Source organism: Nocardia sp. XZ_19_231 (assembly GCF_015355705.1).
GTDB classification, from domain to species: domain Bacteria; phylum Actinomycetota; class Actinomycetes; order Mycobacteriales; family Mycobacteriaceae; genus Nocardia; species Nocardia salmonicida.
The window spans coordinates 1,247,485-1,268,444 of record NZ_JACUZI010000002.1 but is presented as its reverse complement, the minus strand read 5'-3'; the positions used below and the strand labels follow the sequence as shown (position 1 = coordinate 1,268,444).

General features: G+C 68.0%; 14 protein-coding genes. 11 read left to right on the top strand and 3 right to left on the bottom strand.

Annotation, left to right across the window (positions count from 1 at the left end; genetic code table 11):
• Together IBJ82_RS12920 and IBJ82_RS12915 are read left to right on the top strand one after the other, a co-directional pair.
• Window positions 1-1,218 carry an MFS transporter gene (locus tag IBJ82_RS12920; protein WP_194826091.1) on the top strand — a complete coding sequence of 406 codons (1,218 nt, stop codon included), beginning with the start codon at window positions 1-3 and terminating at the stop codon, window positions 1,216-1,218.
• A 19-nt stretch (window positions 1,219-1,237) separates the two neighbouring features.
• On the top strand, window positions 1,238-1,474 hold the full coding sequence (locus IBJ82_RS12915; protein WP_194826090.1) for a hypothetical protein: 237 nt from the start codon (window positions 1,238-1,240) through the stop codon (window positions 1,472-1,474).
• Here IBJ82_RS12915 and IBJ82_RS12910 read toward each other — a convergent pair.
• The gene (locus tag IBJ82_RS12910; RefSeq protein ID WP_194826257.1) at window positions 1,471-2,628 is read right to left on the bottom strand and encodes a DUF5925 domain-containing protein; all 1,158 of its coding nucleotides are present in this window, start codon (window positions 2,626-2,628) and stop codon (window positions 1,471-1,473) included. The genes IBJ82_RS12915 and IBJ82_RS12910 overlap by 4 nt on opposite strands.
• Before the next feature lie 96 nt (window positions 2,629-2,724).
• Here IBJ82_RS12910 and IBJ82_RS12905 point away from each other — a divergent pair, with 96 nt between their 5' ends.
• A complete protein-coding gene (locus tag IBJ82_RS12905) occupies window positions 2,725-4,284 on the top strand; it encodes an MFS transporter (RefSeq protein ID WP_370585286.1) in 1,560 nt (519 codons plus the stop codon).
• Window positions 4,285-4,401: 117 nt separating this feature from the next.
• Here IBJ82_RS12905 and IBJ82_RS12900 read toward each other — a convergent pair whose 3' ends face one another.
• A complete protein-coding gene (locus IBJ82_RS12900) occupies window positions 4,402-5,115 on the bottom strand; it encodes a hypothetical protein (protein WP_194826088.1) in 714 nt (237 codons plus the stop codon).
• 156 nt (window positions 5,116-5,271) lie between these two features.
• On the opposite strand from IBJ82_RS12900, the gene IBJ82_RS12895 reads away from it, so the two are divergent.
• The 8 genes from IBJ82_RS12895 to IBJ82_RS12860 all read left to right on the top strand — a co-directional run bounded on the left by IBJ82_RS12895 (window position 5,272) and on the right by IBJ82_RS12860 (window position 19,140).
• On the top strand, window positions 5,272-6,270 hold the full coding sequence (locus IBJ82_RS12895; protein ID WP_194826087.1) for an iron chelate uptake ABC transporter family permease subunit: 999 nt from the start codon (window positions 5,272-5,274) through the stop codon (window positions 6,268-6,270).
• On the top strand, window positions 6,267-7,313 hold the full coding sequence (locus tag IBJ82_RS12890) for an iron chelate uptake ABC transporter family permease subunit (protein ID WP_194826086.1): 1,047 nt from the start codon (window positions 6,267-6,269) through the stop codon (window positions 7,311-7,313). The genes IBJ82_RS12895 and IBJ82_RS12890 overlap by 4 nt, the downstream gene beginning before the upstream one ends.
• A 12-nt stretch (window positions 7,314-7,325) precedes the next feature.
• On the top strand, window positions 7,326-8,162 hold the full coding sequence (locus tag IBJ82_RS12885) for an ABC transporter ATP-binding protein (protein WP_194826085.1): 837 nt from the start codon (window positions 7,326-7,328) through the stop codon (window positions 8,160-8,162).
• 67 nt (window positions 8,163-8,229) lie between these two features.
• Window positions 8,230-15,804, top strand: a complete 7,575-nt coding sequence (locus IBJ82_RS12880; RefSeq protein ID WP_194826084.1) for a non-ribosomal peptide synthetase — start codon at window positions 8,230-8,232, stop codon at window positions 15,802-15,804.
• A 38-nt stretch (window positions 15,805-15,842) separates the two neighbouring features.
• On the top strand, window positions 15,843-16,859 hold the full coding sequence (locus IBJ82_RS12875) for an ABC transporter substrate-binding protein (protein ID WP_228536867.1): 1,017 nt from the start codon (window positions 15,843-15,845) through the stop codon (window positions 16,857-16,859).
• A complete protein-coding gene (entS, locus tag IBJ82_RS12870; RefSeq protein ID WP_194826083.1) occupies window positions 16,856-18,085 on the top strand; it encodes an enterobactin transporter EntS in 1,230 nt (409 codons plus the stop codon). Before IBJ82_RS12875 ends, entS begins: the two co-directional genes overlap by 4 nt.
• Window positions 18,082-18,921, top strand: a complete 840-nt coding sequence (locus IBJ82_RS12865) for a siderophore-interacting protein (protein WP_194826082.1) — start codon at window positions 18,082-18,084, stop codon at window positions 18,919-18,921. Before entS ends, IBJ82_RS12865 begins: the two co-directional genes overlap by 4 nt.
• 3 nt (window positions 18,922-18,924) lie before the next feature.
• Window positions 18,925-19,140 carry a phosphopantetheine-binding protein gene (locus IBJ82_RS12860; RefSeq protein WP_194826081.1) on the top strand — a complete coding sequence of 72 codons (216 nt, stop codon included), beginning with the start codon at window positions 18,925-18,927 and terminating at the stop codon, window positions 19,138-19,140.
• Between the two features lie 85 nt (window positions 19,141-19,225).
• On the opposite strand, the gene IBJ82_RS12855 is transcribed toward IBJ82_RS12860, so the two are convergent.
• A complete protein-coding gene (locus IBJ82_RS12855) occupies window positions 19,226-20,875 on the bottom strand; it encodes an AMP-binding protein (protein ID WP_194826080.1) in 1,650 nt (549 codons plus the stop codon).
• Window positions 20,876-20,960 lie beyond the last annotated feature (85 nt).

The window sequence follows — 20,960 nt, the reverse complement described above, 5'->3', positions numbered from 1 at the left end:
ATGCCCGGTACCGTCGAAGCGGTGAGTTCAGCAGCGATCGACCGCCCTCTTCGGCTGGCCAGGGGGGCGGTGTTCGCGGCTTTCACGCTGAACGGGCTGCTGCTGGCTATGTGGGTAGTCCACATTCCGGCGATCACCGGCCGGACGGGGGTGTCGACGTCGACGCTCAGCCTGCTCGTGTTGCTGATGGCGGGCGCCGCGCTGGTCGGTATGCGGCTCGCGGGCCCCGCCGCCGACCGGTTCGGCAGCCGCACCCTCGTCCTGCTGGCCGCGTCCGCCATTTCGGTGACAGTGGTCGGCCCGGGACTGGCGACCGATCCGATCACCTTGGCGATCGCTCTGGCCTGCTTCGGAATCGGCAACGGCGCGCTCGATGTGTCGATGAATGCCCAGGCGGTGCAGGTCGAACGGGCGTATCGCCGACCGATCATGTCCGCGTTTCATGCGATGTTCTCGGCGGGCGGGTTCGCCGGTTCGCTGTTGGGCGCGGCTGCTCTGCACGCCGGCTGGGCGCCACAGGTGACACTGACCTGTGCGTCGGTCTGCGGGTTGCTCGTCACTGCGGTGCTGGTACCACACCTGGTCGGCCGCCAAGGGGCTGAATCACCCTCGCATGCAGAGCATTACGACAAGACCGACGAGGCCGATCCCGCCGATTCCACTCGGCTCCGCACCGAGCGGACACGAAAAGTGTTCTTGCTCGGGAGCATCGCGTTCGTTCTCCTGCTCGCGGAAGGTGTCGCAGCCGACTGGAGCGCGCTGCAGGTTCGCGAACGCCTCGGCACGTCCGAGGCCGGTGCCGCCCTCGCGTTCGGCGCCTTCTCCGCCACCATGACCCTCGGCCGATTCCTCGCCGACCGAATGAGCGGCGCCTTCGGTCCGGTAGCCGTCGTCCGCTACGGAAGCCTGCTCGCCGCAGCAGGATTCGCCCTCGTCATCGCCTCCCCCTGGCTCCCGCTCACCCTCCTCGGCTGGGCGATGTGCGGGCTCGGCCTCGCCGGCGGCGTTCCCCAGATCTTCTCGACTGCGGGCAATCTCGGTGGCACGACAGCCGCCACCGACATGTCCCGCGTCTTCACGATCGGATACCTCGGCCTACTGGCAGGCCCCGCCATGATCGGCTGGCTCACCGCCGTCGTCCCCCTCACCGCGGCGCTGCTCGTACCCCTCGTACTCACCCTCGCCTGCGCCGTCGCCGCGCCGGTTGTCCGCCGCTGAAATCACCTACCCTGGAGGAATGTTCGCCCAAGACAGGCACGAAGCGAAACTGCTGAGGATCGAACGCAAGCTCGATCTGATCATGCGGCACCTGGGAATCACCGATCCCGCATCGGAGCTGGACCTCAGTGAGGTCGATGATCTCGTGCGCCAGGGCAAGAAGATCCAGGCGATCAGGGCGTATCGACAACTTCGGCCCGACGCCTCGTTGGTCGAGGCCAGGGATGTCGTCGAAGCACGCGGTGCCGATCGCTAGAGATACATGCCGACGTCGGTCGAGTGGTCGATGGTCGACTGGATCTGGATGCCGCCATCGCGGTGGGCGACCAACTCGGCGAGGGTCGCGCCGTCGGGAAAGCTCGGCGCGGCGGGAACACCGTCTTGGCGGCTGAGCCATTCGTGGGCTTCGGCTGCCGACAACCGGCCCACCTCGAGTTGGGCCAGGCAGCGGCCCGGCCGCACGACGGCGGGGTGCAGGCGGGAGAGGTCTTCGTTGGTGGTGATCGCGATCAACACATTGCGGCCCTGGCCGAGCATGCCGTCGGTGAGATTGAGCAGACGCGAAAGCTTCTGGCCCGCGGCTTCTTTCGCCTCGCCGCGGATGAGTTCGTCGCAGTCCTCCAGTACGAGCAGCCGCCAGCGGCCGTCCTCGTCGTCGCCGTCGGCACCCGCCGCGACTTCCATCAGGTAGCCGGGATTGCTGAACAGTTCTTCCGGATCTACGACGCAGTCGACCTGACACCACGGCGCCCACGACCGCGCCAGCGCACGCAGCGCGGTGGTCTTGCCGGTGCCGGGCTCGCCGTGCAGCAGCACCAGCCGACCCTTGATATCGGCGACACCGAGCCCCATCAATCGCTCCATGCCCGCGGCCACCCCGCCGGTGTAGTTCCCACGAATCTCCGACCAGGCGGGCGCGGCGATCTGGCGGCGTCTGCGTGCGGGGCGACGCACGTCCATGTGCCAGAACCCCATCTCGACCGTGGCTTCACTGTCACGTGACAGTGCCGCGCCTTCGGTAGCCGTGGCCAGCACTTCGACGGCGAGTTCGTCGCTCACCGCGGTCACTTCGATCGTGGCCGAACCACTCGCCCACCGCACGGCCCGCAGCGCCCAGCCGTCACCGGCCGCGAGCAACGCACTGCTGTCGTCGTCGGCGACCGAGCGCACGATCCGCGAGTCGGTGGGCCGCAGCGGGGCGTCAGGACGCACTCGGTCCAGGTGGGCTTGGCGGGCGAAGGGCTGGTCGCCGCGCAGGAACGGGGCAAGGGCCAACGCGTCGATCGCATCGCGGGTCGAGTAGGTGGAGTCGATGGTCGCCGACCACGGGAACGGCTCGCCCTGATCCTCCGGTCGACGCGGCGAATCGACGAGCCTGAGCTGTTCGTTACGTGTGGACACCGAGCCCATCATCGTGGCCCTCCGCCGGGAATGTCCAATGACTTACGGCGAGCACTGCCGGAAACTCACTGGCACCGGAGGTGTACCCGTCGGTACGGTCGTAGTGTGACGTCGACTCAGCACGACCAGTCCCCGCCGGAATCCACCACGAGGGCCGGGATCAAGGAATGGATCGGGCTCGCCGTCCTCGCCCTGCCGACGCTGCTCATCTCCATGGACATGAGCGTGCTCTACCTGGCGATCCCCAGCATCAGCGAAGCGCTCGAACCAAGCAGTTCACAACTGCTGTGGATCCTCGACATCTACGGCTTTCTCGTCGCCGGCTTCCTCATCACCATGGGCACCCTCGGCGACCGCATCGGCCGCCGCAAACTCCTGATGATCGGCGCGCTCGCCTTCGGCATCGCCTCGGTGATCGCCGCGTACTCGACCAGCGCGAACATGCTGATCGGCACCCGCGCGCTGCTCGGCATCGCGGGCGCGACGCTGATGCCGTCCACGCTGGCGCTGATCCGCAACATGTTCCACGACGACCGCCAGCGCACCGCCGCGATCAGCGTGTGGATGACCAGTTTCATGGTCGGCATGGTGATCGGACCGCTCGTCGGTGGCGCGATGCTCGAGAATTTCTGGTGGGGTTCGGTGTTCCTGGTCGCGGTGCCCGCGATGGTGTTGCTGCTGGCGACCGGCCCGTTCCTGCTGCCCGAATACAAGGACCCGAATCCGGGCAAGCTCGACCTTCTCAGTGCGGTGCTGTCGCTGCTGTCGGTGATGGCTGTCATCTACGGCATCAAGGAGCTCGCCAAGGACGGCTGGTCGATCGAGGCCGTCGGTGTCCTGGTCGCCGGTCTGGTGCTCGGCACGGTGTTCGTCCTGCGCCAGAAGCGCCTGACCAACCCGCTGATCGACCTACAGCTGTTCGGCAATGTCCGGTTCAGCGGTTCGTTGGTCGCGTTGATGGTCGCCATGCTGGCGATGGGGGGGCTGTTCCTGTTGCTCTCGCAGTATCTGCAACTGGTGCTCGGCCTTTCGGCGTTCGAGGCCGGGCTGTGGACCGTGCCGCAGGCGGTGGCGATGGTCCTGGCGGCGGGCGTGGTGAGCGCGCTCGCTCCCAAGATCCGCCCGGCGTATCTGATGGCAGGCGGCCTGGTGATCGCGATGGCCGGGTACGCGATCTTCACCCAGCTCTCGGGCAGCGATGACCTCGCGTTGATCGTTACCGGCATGGTCGTGTTCTCGCTCGGCCTGAGCCCGATGTTCGTGCTCGCGCTCGACCTGATCGTCGGCGCGGTGGACCCGGAACGCGCCGGTGCCGCCTCGGCCATCTCCGAAACGGGTCAGGAACTCTCGGCCGCCCTCGGCGTCGCGGTGATCGGCAGCATCGGTACGGCCGTCTACCGCGGACAGATGACAGAGCAACTGCCCGCCGGACTTCCGCCGGAGATCACCCACACCGCAGAGGACACGCTCGCGGGCGCCCTGTACGTCGCGTCAGCGCTGCCCGAACCCTTCGGCGACGAGCTGACCACGATCGCCCGCGAGGCCTACACCCATGCGCTGCAAGTGAATTCGGTGGTCGGCATCGGGCTGACCGCGGTCGCCGCCGTGCTGGTCATGACGCTGTTGCGCCACATCCCCGCGCCGAACGAGAAGGCAGCCGACTGACCGGTGCGGTGCGGACACAACGAATCCCGCCCGGTGCTGATTCCGGGCGGGTTCGTTTCTCGCTGAGTTGTCCCCTCCGCGAGGTTCGGTTCGGCCGATTCGGCCGAGGTCTTTCGCCTACTTGGCCGGGGCCGGGTTGTTCGGCATCGGGGAGTTGATCGTGGTGAAGTACTGCACCGCAGCCATGATCGCGACGGGAGCGGTGATGAAGATCTGGCCCGCCAGGGTGCCGAGCGCGCCGATGGCCATGACACCTGCGATGCAGCCGACTGCCGCGGCCGGAATGAACGGACCGAACATGCCGACGATGGTGGCCGAGGCGATAGTGGCGCCGGCGATGCCGCCGAGCACACAACCGATCGCGCCGCCGCCGAGGCCGCCGACCAGGGTCGCGATGCTGGCGCCCAGGGAGATGGTGCCGGTCATGCGGCTCCACGCGGCCTGCTCACGGTCGTACTCGCTCTTCCACGGAGCCACGTTCTCGTAAGGCAGCGCGACCGGCTTGTAGGTGGCGTGCGCCAGGTCGAACTGCGGGGTCAGCGTGGCGGTGCGGCCGGAGATGTCGGCGGCGATCGGGAAGACGAATTCGTCTACCCGGAAGGACAATTCGGTACCCGCGACGGTGGTGCCGTTGGCCGCCTTGATCTTGAATACGCCGTCCTCGACCACCATCGAGCCCGCGTCCGTACCGATGATCGTCGAGGTCTCGGTGGTCGTGGAGGTGTAGTTGATCGGCTCATCCGCCGCGGGTGCTGCGTGGCTGGTTCCGGCGGCGATGCCGAGGGCAACGCTGACGGTGGATGCCAGCAGAGCGAATTTTGTGATTTTCACGGGGGTGAACCTTTCGTGTTCCTCATCATGAGATGCGCGGCGCACAAGCTGTGGTCCGAACGAGATGTGACCATAGCTAGGTAAGCCTCACCTATCAAGACCTTGCTTAGGCTAACCTCCAAGGCGACCGAGTTTCTGCCGCGAGAGAGAACCCTGATGAGAAATCCGCGTTGGTGCGGGTGGCTTCTTGCCGTATTCGTACTGGTCGGAGTCTGCGCACTCAGCCTGCTGGTCGGCACGAAAGCTATTGCGATCGGCGATGTCTGGCAGGCGCTCTTCGGCGTGAGCACGACCCCTGACCACGTGACCATCACCGAGTACCGGGTGCCACGCACCCTGATCGGCCTGCTCGTCGGGCTCGCGCTCGGCGTCGCGGGCTGCCTGATGCAGGGCCTGACCCGCAACCCCCTTGCCGACCCCGGACTGCTCGGCGTCAACGCGGGCGCCGCCTTCGCGATCACCATCGCGGTCGCGGTGTTCGGTGTGAGTGAGATCACTTCCTACGTCTGGTTCGGGTTCCTCGGCGCCGCACTGGTGTCGGTGGTCGTCTACCGCGTGGGCACCGCAGGCCGATCCGGCACCGATCCGGTGCGGCTGACGTTGGCAGGCGTCGCCGCCACCGCGGTTCTCGGCGGCCTGACCCGAGGCCTGATCCTGATGCACCCCAAGGCTTTCGACGAGATGCGCCAGTGGGATTCCGGCAACCTGACCGGGCGCGGATTCGACATCCTCTTCGGCGCGACCCCGTTCATCGTGGTCGGCCTGATCATCGCGGCGCTGTGCGCGCGCTCGCTCAACGCCGTCGCGCTCGGCGACGATCTCGCGCACTCGCTGGGTGTGCACGTGGGTCGCACCCGCCTGTTCACCGCGCTCGCGGTGGTGCTGCTGTGCGGCACCGCGACCGCCGCGGTGGGCCCGATCGCGTTCGTCGGCCTCGCGGTTCCGCATGTAGCCCGGTGGCTGATCGGGCCCGATCAGCGCTGGATCTTCGCGTACTCGCTGATCCTCGCGCCGATTCTCGTGCTGTCGGCGGACATCCTGGGCCGCCTCGTCATTCGTCCCGATGAAGTACCCGCCGGCCTGGTCACCGCGTTCCTCGGCGCGCCGGTGCTGATCTGGCTGGCCCGTCGCGCGAGAGTAGGTGCCGCCACATGATCGACTTCGGACGCACGATGCTGGTGGTTCGGCCGCCCGGATCACGAATCTCGGCCCGGATCGGTGTGCGCACCCTCGTGGTATGCGCTGTCCTGCTGACGATTTCGCTGGTGACGGCAATTCTCGCGCTCGGCAGCGGCGACTATCTGATCCCGCCGCTGCGGGTGCTGCGCGCGCTGGTCATCGGCGACGAGCGGTTCGACCGACTGGTGGTGTGGGACTGGCGGCTGCCGCGCATCCTGCTCGCCTTGATCCTCGGCGCGGCGCTGGGCGTGAGCGGTGCCATTCTCCAGTCGGTGACCCGAAATCCGCTGGGCAGCCCGGACATCGTCGGGTTCAACACCGGCGCCTACACCGGCGCGCTGATCGCCATCCTGACCCTGGGCGGTGGGCACCTCCAGACCGCGACGGGTGCGGTGATCGGCGGGCTCGGCGCCGCGTTGGTCATCCATCTACTCGCCTTCCGGCACAACGTCACCGGGTTCCGGCTGATCATCGTCGGCATCGGCGTGAGCGCCATGCTGGCCTCGATCAACACCTGGCTGATCCTGCGCGCCGACCTGGACGCGGCGATGTCGGCGGCGGCCTGGGGCGCGGGCACGCTCAACGGACTCTCGTGGCCGCAGGTCGGTCCCGCGGTGGTGATCCTCGCCCTGCTGGCGATCGCGCTCGTTCCCGCGGCCCCGCGTTTGCAGATCCTCGAACTCGGTGACGACACCGCCCGCGCGTTCGGCCTCAACGTCAGCCGGGCGATGCTGTGGCTGATCGTGCTCAGCGTCGCGCTCACCGCGGTGGCGACGGCGGTCGCGGGCCCGATCGCGTTCGTCGCGCTCGCCGCACCGCATCTGGCGCGCAGGCTGGCTCGCACGCCGTCGATCGCGCTCGCGCCCTCGGCCGCGATGGGGGCGATGTTGCTCATCACCTGCGACTGGATCGCCCAGCACGCGTTCGCGCCGACGACGGTGCCGGTCGGCCTCGTCACAGTCTCGGTCGGCGGCCTGTATCTGGCGTATCTGCTGGTCGCCGAGGCGCGACGGAACTAGGAAAGCGAAAAGATGAACGACACTTCACGGCTGCGCGCCGACCGGATTCGCCTCGGCTACAAGGGCACCACGATCAGCGACCAGCTGTCGGTGGACATCCCGGACGGCAAGTTCACGGTGATCATCGGCCCGAACGCGTGCGGCAAGTCCACGTTGCTGCGCGCGCTGGCCAGGCTGCTCACCCCTGATTCGGGAACCGTGCTGCTCGACGACAAACCGATCAACTCCTATTCGGCCAAGCAGGTCGCCAGGCAGATCGGTCTGCTACCGCAGACCTCGACCGCGCCGGACGGCATCCGCGTCGCCGATCTCGTCGCGCGCGGCCGTTATCCACATCAGACGCTGCTGCGGCAGTGGTCGAAGTCCGACGAGGAAGCGGTCACGTCGGCGATGGCGGCGACCGGTATCACCGAGTTGTCGGCACGGATGGTCGACGAACTCTCGGGCGGTCAGCGCCAGCGGGTGTGGATCGCTATGGTGCTCGCCCAGGACACCCCGCTGATCCTGCTCGACGAGCCGACGACCTACCTCGACATCGCCTATCAGATCCAGCTTTTGGACCTGTGCCGGTCGCTGAACCGGGAGTCGGGGCGCACCGTCGTGGCCGTGCTGCACGATCTCAATCACGCCTTCCGCTACGCCGATCACCTCATCGCCATGCGCGACGGGCGAGTGGTCGCGACAGGCGCGCCCGCCGACATCGTGACCGCCGATCTCGTCGACGAGGTCTTCTCGCTGCGGTGCCGGATCGTCGACGACCCCGAAACCGGTACGCCACTGGTGATTCCGCTCGCCGAGGACGCCGCGAAGGTGCGCTGGACCTGCGCCGATGCGATCGGGAAAAGGTAGGTATTTCGCTATTAGTTAAGTTAGGCTAACCTAACTGATTGTGTATGTGATGAGGGAGGGAGTTGCCGTGACCGATGGTCTCGCGTTGCCGCTGACCGGACCGCAGCTCGGCATCTGGAACGCCCAGCGTTTCGATCCCGAGTCCGGGCGCTACCTGGTCGGCGAGGTACTCGAGATCACCGGCGACGCGCCGATCGATGTCGAGCTGCTGAGCGAGGCGATCCGTCGCACCGTCACCGAAGCCGAGAACATGCGGCTTCGATTCGTCGAAACTGCCGACGGCCCAAGGCAATTCGTGAGCGAGACCGAGACGGTGTTGCGGCCGACCGTCGATCTGCGCGCGGCGGCGGAGCCGATGGCGTTGGCCTACGAGGCTGTCGCACTCGAGCGCGCGCAGGCCGCCGAGCGGTGTCGTGGCATGGTCGACCGGCAGCTGTACAACTACACGCTGATCCGGATCTCCGACTGCGTGGTCTGGTGCGTGCAGCTCTACCACCACCTCATCGTCGACGGGTACAGCGCGGCGCTGCTCTCGCGCCGGGTCGCCGCCCACTACACCTCACTCAGGCGCGGAACCCCCTCGCCGAAACAAACTTTCGGCACCATCGCCGAACTCGTCGCCGAGGAACAGGCCTATCGCGCTGGGCCCGAATTCGAGGCCGACCGCAGCTACTGGCGTAACCAGCTCACCCCGTGGCCCGACCTCGACGGTCGCGGTCGCCACCTGGGTGGTGCGGTCGAGCGGACTATCCGCGCCGAAGCGATTCTCACCGCGGAAATGCTCGCGACGCTGCGTGACAGCGCCGAACGGCACGGCATCACCTGGGCCGACGCGCTCGTCGCCTGCTACGCCGCGTTCCTGCACCGACTTCTCGGCACCGGCGACGTGGTGGTCTCGATGTTGCTGATGGGTCGCGTCGGCCGCGCCGCCCTGCGCACACCCGCCATGGCGGTGAACGTGCTTCCCCTGCGGGTATCGGTGAGCGCAGGCGACCGACTCGGTGAGCTGGGCCCGCGTATCGCCGACACCCTGCGCGAGGTCCGCAAACACCAGCGCTACAGCGGCGACGATCTCGCCCGCGACTTCCACGGCCACGGCGCGGGCGAACTCCTGCACGGAATCGGCATGAACCTCAAGGTTTTCGACTTCACCCTCGATTTCGACGGTGCGCGCGGCGTCCTGCGCAATGTGGCGGGCGGGCCCCCCGAGGACCTCGGGTTGACCGTCACCCCGCTGCCCGACGGCACGGTGCTACTCGGATTCGAATCCGACGCGCGGACCAACGACGCGGATACGGTGCGCGGGCGGATCGCCGGGTTGGTCCGGGTGATCGAGGGGTTCACCGGGTCGGACAAGATCGCGGTGGGGGCACTCGAACTGCTCGACCAGGCCGAGCGCACGCGGCTGCTGGATCAGCGATCCACTCCGATGCTACTCACAGGGTGTGAGCCTCCTCTGCCACCACCGGATCCGATACCTGCCGGTGACGCGCACAGGCCGAACACCGAACCCGGCAGGCGATTCCCGGCACCGGTCACCCACATCGGCGAACCGACGGCGATGGTGCCCAACATCCTCGAGCAGTTGTTCGCGCGTCGACCCGAGGCGGTGGTTCTGAGTTCCGCGCAGGCCGAATACACCGCAGCCGAACTGCGGCTTCGGGTGGACCGGCTCGCGCGATTCCTGCGTGCCACCGGGGTCGGGCCCGATGCGATCGTCGGCCTCGCACTGCCCCGCGATGTGGAGTTCGTGGTCGCGTTGCTCGCCGTCTGGCGGGCCGGTGGCGCTTATCTGCCGTTGGATCCGGAACATCCGGTCGCCCGGCTGCGCGCGACGATCACGGACGCGGCACCCGTTGTGGTGCTCAGCGCGGGTGAGTTGGCGGGTCGGCTCGGTGACGATGCCGTCGCGATCGACGATGCGGAGTTCCGCGCGAGGCTGGAGGTGTCCGACCGTGGCCTGCGCCGATCGGGCCGTGCACAGGACACCACTGATGACCGGTTCGACACGCTCGACAACGCGGTGCGGCCCGAGCACGCGGCGTATGTCATCTATACCTCCGGATCGACCGGGCAACCGAAAGGCGTTGTCGTCCAGCACGGCTCGCTGGCCGCGCTCGTCGATGCACACCGCCACGGGATCTACGGTGCCGCCGCGGCGCGCGCGGGTGATCGCCCACTGACCATCGCGCACACCACGTCCTTCGCCTTCGACGCCTCGCTGGATCCTCTGCTGTGGATGACCGCCGGACATCGCATCCACGTGTACGACAGCGACACCCGGCGTGACCCGGCCGCCCTGGTCGAAGCGTTCGCCCGGGACGGCGTCGACGTCGTCGACGGCACCCCGTCGTTGATCGCCGCCCTGCTCGAGCACGGCTTGACCAGCGGTGTCGGCGCGGCGCCACTGACGCTGGCGATCGGCGGCGACGCCTGCTCGGCCGAGCTGTGGGGTGCGATCGAGCGCGGTGGGTTCGCCGCGGTGAATCTGTACGGACCGACCGAGGCGACGGTGGACGTGCTCGGTGCGCCGATCGACGGGGCTGGTCCGCGAATCGGGCTGCCGTTGGCCGGCTCACGAGTTCACCTGTTGGACAACGGGTTGCAGATCGTCGCCGATGGGCAGGTGGGCGAGCTGTATCTCGCCGGTCCGCAGATCGCGCGCGGCTATCTCGGCCGGTTCGCCGCTACCGCGCAGTCTTTCGTCGCCGATCCGTACGGGCCCGCGGGAGCGCGGATGTATCGCACCGGCGACCGGGCGCGCTGGGTTCCCGGACTCGGTTATGAGTACCTGGGGCGGGTCGACAACCAGGTGAAGATTCGGGGCCACCGTGTCGAACTCGGCGATGTGGCGGCGGCACTCGAAGGTCTGCCCGAGATCCGTACCGCGGCAGCCGATATCCGTGAGGTCGCCGGCCGCCCCACCCTGATCGGCTACGTCGTCGCGACCGGCGAACTCGATACCACGGCCGCGCGCACCCGCCTGGCCGACCTCGTGCCGGAGCACATGGTGCCAGCACGGCTCGTCGTCCTCGATGCCCTGCCGACCACGGTCAACGGCAAACTCGACCGCGCCGCGCTACCGGACCCCTTGACCGACGAGACCGGACGCGCGCCCACCACTGCCGCTGAACATGCTGTCCACCAAGCAGTTTCGACCGCCCTGGGCCTCGACACTGTGAGCATCGACGACGACTTCTTCGCCGTCGGCGGCGACAGCATCACCGCCATCACCGTCAGCAGCGCCCTGCGGGCCGAGGGCCTGACCTTGCTCCCCCAGCAACTCCTGACGCGCCGCAGCCTCGCGGTGTTGGCCGCCGACGCAGCGGAGACCGTTGAGATCCCCGCCGCCGGAGGAGTTCTCCTCGGCGCCACCCAGGACTCGTCGCCGAGTTTCGGAACGCCATCGACCCCGGTGTCGAGCGGCTCACCGAGGTCACGCGGCACCGAGCCCGGCGTCGGCTCGCCCGAGTCGGCCACCCAGGTGGGGGCATCGATCGACAGTGGTTCCGTGATCGGTGGCCGCGCGGCGGCACTCACGTCGAACCCGCAGGCGGCGGCGTCCCCGGCCGCAGCGCCCGGTCACCTGATCGCAGCGCTCTCGCAGACCGACATCGACGAGTTCGGCGCCACCTACGGCCCGGTCGCCGACGTGCTGCCGCTGTCCCCGCTGCAGGAGGGGCTGCTGTTCCACGCGCTGCGCGACGGTGCCGACGACGTGTACACGATGACGGCCCGGTTCACCCTCGACGGTGTGGTCGATCCGCAGCGGATGGGTGCGGCGTTCGCGAGCATGCTGCGGCGGCATCGGAACCTCGGCGCCGCGTTCAGTTATGAGCAGTTCGACCAGCCGGTACAGATCGTCCCGCGGACACCGGGCGTCTCGTGGCAGGTCGAGGATCTCCGAGACCGCACAGATCCTGCAGCACAAGCACGACTTTCGGTGCAGCGAGCCGGGGCCGAGCCGTTCGATATCGATCACCCGCCACTGATCCGCGGCCTCCTGATCCGCCTCAGCGACACCTCGCACTGGCTGGTTCTGATCGCCCACCACCTCCTGGCCGACGGCTGGTCGGTGCCGACCATGGTCCGGGAAACCCTCGCCCTCTACGCCGACGAGGTCCTCCCACCCCCCGCGTACTTCGGCGAGTACCTCACCTGGCTCGCCACCCGCGACACCACCGCCACCCTCCACTGGTGGACCGAAAACCTCACCGGCCTGCGCGCACCGACCCTGCTCGCCGCCACCCCCACATCCGCGACCGATTCGGCTGCGCTCGCCCCGATCGGCGCCGACGCGACAACGGAGTCGGCTACCACCGGTGCGCGAACACCGCGCTCGTCCGATTCGACAGCAGTCCCGCGCCGACGTCCCGTCGGACTGCGGGTTCCGCTCGCCGCGGACGTGGCGACGGCTTTGGCCGATAACGCCAGGCAGCACGGGCTGACCATGAACACGGTGCTGCAGGGTGCGTGGGCGATGGTGCTGGCGGATCACTTCGGGCGGACGGACGTGGTGTTCGGGACCGTTGTGTCCGGGCGGCCCGCCGATCTGGCTGGTGTGGGCGGGATGGTCGGGTTGTTCAGCAATACGGTGCCGGTTCGGGTCTCGCTGGTGGCGAGTCGCGGGGTGACCGAGCAGTTCGGGGCGTTGCAGCAGACTTCGTTCGACGGGCAGGCTCGGGGATACCTCGGTCTGGCCACTATCGAGCGGGCGGTGGGGATCGGGCGGTTGTTCGATTCGCTCGTCGTGTTCCAGAACTTTCCGAAAGCCGGTTTGCTGCAACCGGATCCGGGTGGGGTGCAGGTGGTCGACGTCGATGTGGACGGATTGACGGACTTCCCGGTCACGGTGACCGCACTGCCCGGGGCCGAGTTCGCGCTGATGCTGCACCATGACGCGGTCACGGTGCCCGGCCCGATCGCCACGCGGCTGAGTGATCGCCTCGGAGCCGTACTGTCGACGCTGGCAAACGATCTCGACGGTGCCGCCGGGGAAGCCATGGCTGCCGCGATGCCGTCGGAAACCCACGGCAGCACGCTCGCCGACTGGTCATCGACAGCGACGATCTCCGTCGATGCGCCTGCCGTCACCGCGAACGGCGTGACGGTCTCGTTCGGTGACTTCGACAGCCGGGTCCATCGCCTCGCACGCTGGCTCATCGCCGAGGGTGTTCGACCCGAAACTGTTGTCGCGGTCGCGATGACGCGCGGGATCGACTCGATCGTCGCAGCGCACGCGGTGTGCCGGTCGGGCGGGGTCTACCTCCCGCTGGACCCACACAGCCCCGCGCAACGAGCCGACCGAATCCTCGGAACCTCCTCCGCGGCACTGGTTCTCACCACGGCGAGCGACGGTTTCGCCACCGATCGCGCGCCGGTAGCCCAGGTCGAAGCACTGGATCTGTCCGGTTTCACCGATACCGCGGTCACCGATCTCGACCGACTCGCACCACTGCTCCCCCGCAACGCCGCGTACCTACTGTTCACCTCGGGCTCCACCGGCGAGCCCAAGGGCGTGAGCGTCTCGCACGAGGCCATCCTCAACACCTTCGAGTGGATGCAGCGACGGCACCGATTCGGCGCGGGCGACACCGTTCTGTACCGCACCGCGGCCACTTTCGACGCGTCACTGCTCGAGCTCTTCCTGCCCCTGCTGGTCGGCGCACGGGTCGTCGCCGCACCGGTCTCGGGACGGCTCGACCGCGACCCGCACTATCTCGCCGAACTGATGGCGAACGAGCGAGTCGGCATGGTCCAGCTCACTTCGTCGATGCTCACCGTGCTCGCCGAGGAAGCCGATCTGAGCGGCTGCACCGCCCTGCGCTGTGTGATCACCGGCGGCGAACCGCTGCCCCCACCGACCGCACAGCGGATCAGGACACTGACCGGCGCACGCGTGCACAACCTCTACGGGCCCACCGAAGCCGCGGTCTGCATCACCCACCACGAGACCTCCGACGCTGACAGCGGCAATGTCCCGATCGGCCTACCGGCCACCGGGGCCGACGTGCGCGTCCTCGATGCCGAGTTACGCCCGGTTCCGGTAGGCGTGATCGGCGAGTTGTACCTCACCGGAACGCAATTGGCACGCGGATACCTGGCGCGCCCCGGCCGAACCGCGGGTTCGTTCGTCGCCGACCCACTGGGCAACGGCGAATGCATGTACCGCACAGGCGATCTCGTGAGCTGGGGCCGACACGGCGAACTCGACTACGTGGGCCGCGCCGACAGCCAGGTGAAGCTGCGTGGTCAACGCATCGAACTCGGTGAAATCGAGGCAGCCCTGCTCGCCTGCCCTGGCGTAGCCCACTCCGCGGTGATCCTGCGCGAGGACACCCCCGGCGATCAGCGCCTCGCCGCCTACCTGGTCGCCAAGGCGGACACCGACATCGACGTCAGCGCAGTCCGTTCCGGTCTGCGAGCACGGGTGCCCGCCTACATGGTCCCGGCCGCATTCGTCGTCCTCGACCACATCCCCCGCACGACCAGCGAGAAGATCGACCGCAAGGCCCTCCCGATCCCGACGTACGCCGCCGATGCCGACACTGCACCGAGTACCGCTGGATACCCGGAATCGGGCACCGCGGCGGCCGGCGTCCGTCGCGACGGATTCCCGACCGCGAGCGGTACCGACAACACCCCGCACCAGAACGCTGACCTCGTCAGCGCCATCCGTACGGCGATGTCCGCCGTCCTGTCCGTCACCGACATCGGTCCAGACGACGACTTCTTCGAGGCGGGCGGCCACTCCCTCACCGCGGTCCGGGTGATGGGCAGGCTCCGACGAGCAGGGCTGGCCGTCGTGCTCGACGATGTCTTCGAGGCACCGACACCTCGCGCTTTGTCCGCTCGAATCACGCAGGCCGACAACAAGTCACAGGGCAGTGCCGACGCACAGGCAGATGCTCCGAATGCCTGGGGTTCCCGACTCGACCATGTGCTCGAACTACGCACCACCGGATCGCGCGAGCCACTGTTCTGCATCCACCCGGTGGGCGGTACCGCCTGGCAGTTCGGCCCCCTCGCGAAACTCCTGCGGTCCGACCGGCCGATCATCGGATTGCAACTACCGTCCTTGAGCGACAACGCCTTCCGCGCCGAGACCATCGACGACCTGGCCGCGCACTACGTATCGACCATCCGCCGAATCCAACCGCACGGCCCCTACCACCTGCTCGGCTACTCCCTCGGCGGCACCATCGCTCACGCCATGGCCGCCGCGCTGACCGCGGCGGACGAACAGGTCGCCTTCACCGGGTTGGTCGACGCGTTCGCCCTGTCCGATCTCACCGAACAGGCGACGCGCGCACTCACCGACCCCGCCGACCTGGACCACCTGCTTCCCGAGATCCCGGACGACGCGCCAGAACTGGGGACCAAGCTGCGCGAAGCCGCAACCATCCTGCTCGGCATGGTCACCACGTCGAGCGCGGCCGCATACGACGGCTGTATGGCGCTCTACGCCGCCGACACCGGAACCACACCCGGCCGCACCGAGGCGCAACTGGCGGGCTGGCAGTCCGCACAGGCCCGGCTCGTCGTGCGCCGACTGCCCTACTCCCACTTCGAGATCGTGTCGCCCACCGGCTGGACCGAGGTCGCGGCATTACTCGACACAGACCCGGTGATCAGCGGATGAGCATGCAGCACACCGCTTTTCACCGTTCTATAAGAAAGATGAGGACAACCCCTTCCATGTTCACCACACGATCATCGGGCAGGCTCCGCGCCACCCTCGCCCTGCTGGTTCTCGCGCTGATCGCGGCGCTCACCGGCTGCAGCAGCTCCTCGGGCGACACCGCCGCGCCCACCGGCCCCCGCGAGGTCCAGACTCCGAAGGGCCCCGTCTCCGTGCCCGCCGATCCGCAGCGCATCGTCGTGCTCAACGGCACCCTGGCCGGCTACCTCTACGACCTCGAAGCACCGGTCGCCGCCGCGGATCCGCGTCTGCTCGGGGCGTCTACCCCGCCAGGCGAATTCCCCGCGGCATGGGCCGAGGATGCCAAGAAGCAGGGCACGAAGGTGCTGCCGACCGGGGAGAACATCAACCTCGAGTTCATCGCCTCGCAGCGCCCCGACCTGATCATCGGCGGCGGCCAGGGATATCCGGGTCAGCAGTCGCTCAATGCCTACGACCAGCTCAGCGCGGTCGCCCCGACGGTCCTCGTGCCGACGACCATGGTCAAGTGGGAAGAACAGTTGCGATTCATCGCCGACGTCGTCGGCAAGTCCGGCAAGGTCGATAGCCTGGTCGCCGCATACCAGACCAAGCTGACCGCGGCCAAGAACTCGATCAAGGCCCCCAAGGGCGCAACGACCGCCATTCAGTCGACCAAGAGCCAGACGCCGACGATCTTCATGTCCACCGCGGCACTGCCGACCCTGCTCGCCGAGCTGGGATTCACCATCGACACCAAGATCGAAGCCAAAGCGGGCAACCCGAAAACACCCGAAAGCGCCGACTACTTCACCATCAGCCCTGAGCTGTTGAACACCGTGATCGACGCGCCCGTGTTGTTCGTGCTCCCGCTCACCGGCGCGCGCACCCTCGACCAGCTGCGGGCCGACCCGATGTACGCGTCGCTGCCCTCGTTCAAGGCGAACACCGTCTTCGAACTCCCGGCGACCAGCTCACGTCCTGACTATCGCACGGTGATGACCACGCTCGATCTGCTCGTGGAACGCTTCAAGTGACAGCGGTCGGCGGCCTGCTCATCGACATCAGCCCGCTACGGACCTCGCGTCCGTTCCGGTGCGCGTTCGCGGCGCGGCTGGTGTCGGTGCTGGGGCTCGGGCTGCTCATGGTGGCCCTGCCGTTGCAGGTCTATCAACTGACCGGCTCGACCCTGCAGGTCGCCGGCATCGCGACAACCACCGCCGCCGCTCTGTTCGTCGGCAGCCTCGCAGGCGGCGTGATCGCCGACCGCTACGACCGGCGCAACGTGATCCAATGGTCGCGTAGCGCAGCGGGTTTGGGGTTCCTGATCCTCGGCATCAACGCGGTGCTGCCGGATCCGATGCTGTCGGTGATCTATCTGGCCGCCGTCATCGACGGGCTCGCGGGCGGCATCAGCGGCTCCGCGTTGATGGCACTGGTCCCGATGCTGGTCGGACGCGACAAAATCGCGGCGGCGGGCGCCTTGACCGCACTCACCACCGATCTGGGCACCATGATCACGCCCGCGATCGCCGGTGTGCTCGTCGCGCAGACGGGGGTGTCGGTCGCGTTCTTCCTGTGCGCGGGCGCCACCGTCGCCACGGTCGGGCTGATCACCGCGATCGGCCCCGCCCCGCCACCGGCCCGCGATCTGCAGAACCCCCTGCGCGAATTGGCGATCGGCATTCGATTTGCCGTGCAGCACAAGACTATTCGACTCATCTTGCTGACCGGCTTGATCGCCATGCTGGTCAGCGGGCCGCTGGTGCTGCTGCCCGCCTACGCCGACGTCGAACTCGGCGCGGGCCCCGGCACTCTCGGTCTGCTGTACGCCGCGCCCGGCGCCGGTGCGGTCATCGGCTCGCTCACCAGCGGCTGGATGAGCCGCACCCGCTACAACGGGCTCGCCCTACTGATCTCGCTGGCTCTCATGCCGCTGGGCGTGATCGCCGCCGGACTGTGGTCGCACGCGGCGCTGGTCTTCCTCGGGTTGGCCGGATTCGGCCTGGCCAGGGCGGTGAACATCGTGCTGCGCTACACCCTGCTACAGCAGCAGGCACCCGAGGAACTGCGCGGCCGGATGGCCGGGTTGCTCATGGTGCAGTCGGTGACCGGCACCGCGATCGGTTCGATGGTCGCCGGTTTCGTCGGCCAATTCTTCGCACCGGGCTCCGCGCTCGTGATCTACGGCGTCGCGGTCCTGGTCCTCACCGGTGTGGTGGCGCTCGCCGCCGGGCCGCTGCACGGAAAGGAACAGCAGTGACAGATCGCAGTGGCTATGCCGCGCGCATCGCCGAAGTGCTCGCCAGTGAGCACGGCGCCAAGGTCCCGTATCCGATCGGGCTACAGGAAGTGGAGGTGATCCGCACGGTCTCCGTCGGGGCCGGGCTGCTCCGGATCACCTTCGGCGGGCCCGATATCGCGGGCTTCCACAGCTATGTGCCGGATGAGCATGTGCGACTGGTCTTTCCGTGCGAGGACGGGGTGTTGCGGCTGCCCGAGCGCGACGGTCAGTCACTCGAGTGGGGCAATCCGCGACCGGTGTCGCGCGAGTACACCGTGCGCCGCCACAGCATCGCCGACAACGAACTCGATATCGATTTCGCGATCCACCCAGGCGGCCTGGCCTCGGAGTGGGCAACCGCGGCGACCCCGGGCACCAAGATCCATATCGCGGGCCCTCCCGGCGGCGTCGTCGTCCCCGAGTCCTACGACCGGTTCCTGTTCGTCGGCGACATCACCGCACTGCCCGCCATCGCGCGCTGGCTGGAACGGCTGACCCGGACCGCGCGGGGCTGGGCGTTCATCGAGGTGACCGGTCCCGAGGAAGAGATCGAGATCGACGCGCCCGAGGGTATCGAGGTGCGCTGGTTGCACCGCGGCGACCTCGAGCCCGGTACCGGTGACGCACTGGAGAAGGCAGTACGCGGCGTGGAAGTGCCTGCCGGACAGCGGGTCTACGCCTGGGTCGCCGGTGAGGCCGGCTGCCTGCGCGGAATCCGCAAGGTGGTGCGCGGCGAACTCGGCATCGGCCCCAAGGACTCGCTGATCGCCGGCTATTGGAAGCGCGGCGTCGCCGACTTCGATCGAGAGGAATGAACGATGACCGACGAACAAGTCATCGCCGACGTGGCCACGGCACTCGGCGTCGACCGATCCGAACTGGCCACCGATACCGACCTGCTCGACGCGGGGCTCGACTCCGTACGCATCATGTCGCTCGTGGAGAAATGGCGGTCGGCCGGACATGCAGATATCGACTTCCCTACGCTCGCCGGTGATCCCGTGCTCGGGTCGTGGATCGAACTGCTGGCCTGAGCACGCTGTTCGGGTGCGGGTCGGTGGTGGCAGTACTGCTGTGCCGCCGCCGACCCGCCCGGATATCGTGCGCCTGGTCAGCCCGTCAATTGCCGTGCGCACCGTCGACAAGGGCCTGGCGCAAGTCCTTGCGACTGGTCTTGCCGACGCCGGTTTCCGGGAACTCGTCGACGACCACGACCGTGTCCGGCATCTTCCACGCCGCCACTCCGCGCGAGCGGACGAACGAGCGCACGGAGATCAGCGTGGGTCGCTGCGCCGGGTCGATCGGCTGGACGAAGGCGCAGATACGTTGACCGAGAACAGGATCCGGTGTTCCGACGATCACGGCATCGCGGACCGCGGGATGTTCGAGCAGGTGCGCCTCGAGCTCTTCGGCCGACACCTTCTCCCCGCCCCGGTTCACCCAGTCGCCCGCGCGGCCCGCGACCACGAGGTTGCCGTCGGGGCGCACCGACACGATGTCGCCGGTGCGGTACCAGCCGTCGGCGGTGAAGCTGCGGGCATCCGCGTCAGGGTTGTTGTAGTAACCGCGAATTGTGTACGGGCCCTGGGTGATCAGGTTCCCCGTCGCACCCGGCGCGACCTCGACGCCGTGGTCGTCGACGACGGCGAGCTGGTCGTACTCCGACATCGGGCGCCCCTGGGTGCTGACCACCACGTCGATCGGGTCATCGAGCCGCGTGTAGCAGACCAGGCCCTCGGCCATGCCGAACACCTGCTGCAAGGTCACGCCGAGCGCGGGTCCGATCCGGCGGGCCAGCTCGTCCTGGCATCGCGCCCCGCCGACCTGGAGTACTCGCAGGCTGGACAGATCGGGGGTCGCGCCCGCCTCGGCGCGCTCGGTCCACAGCCGCGCCAGCGGGGGCACCAGACCCGTGATGGTGACACCGAACCGCTCGATCAGCGGAAAGGCGGTCGCCGGAGTCGGATCCGGTGTCATCGCGACCGCTCCACCCGCCCACAGCGCGCCCAGGATGCCCGGCGAGCTCATCGGGAAGTTGTGCGCGACCGGCAGCGTCGCGAGATACACAGTGGCGTGATCGAGTTCGCAGATCTCGGCGCTGCGGCGCACGCTGTACAGGTAGTCGTCGTGGGTGCGGGCGATGAGCTTCGGGATACCGGTACTGCCGCCCGACAGTTGCAAGAACGCCACATCGCACGCCGAAGGACCGACCAATTCGGCTGGGGTGTCGCGGTATTCGTCGATGTCGTGCGCGTCGTCGGGCAGCGAGTCACTGTCGACCAGCAACAGGTGGGCCAGACTCTCGACCTCGTCGCGCACCTGCACGGCCAGCGCCGCGTAATCGAAACGCTGGTACGTGCCGCAAGTGATCATGGCCTTCGCCGCCGCGGCCATGGCGATCGGCACCAACTCGGCCTTGCGATGGGCAGGCAGACAGAACACCGGCAGCGCGCCGAGCTTGAACAGCGCGAAGATCACCTCGACGAATTCGGCACGGTTGGGCAGCTGCACCAGCACGCGGTCGCCGGACGCGATGCCGAGCCGGGCCAAACCGGTGGCGAGCGAGCTGGAGCGGTGGTCGAGTTCGGCGTAGGTCCAGCTGTTCGCGTCGTCCAGAACCGCGATCCGGTCCGGCGCCGCAACGGCGCGCGCGATGAGCACATCACCGAATGTCTCACCGGCCCAACAGTTCTGCTCTCGGTATCGTTGCGCCAGGTCAGCGGGCCACGGCGTGAAGCCGGGGAGCACGGGATCGGTCAAGTCGAGCACCTCTTTCCAGCGGGTCTTCGGAATTCCTCGTCGAATGATGTGAGGGAAGCTAACCAACCGACGATGAAATCAGGTTAGGCTAACC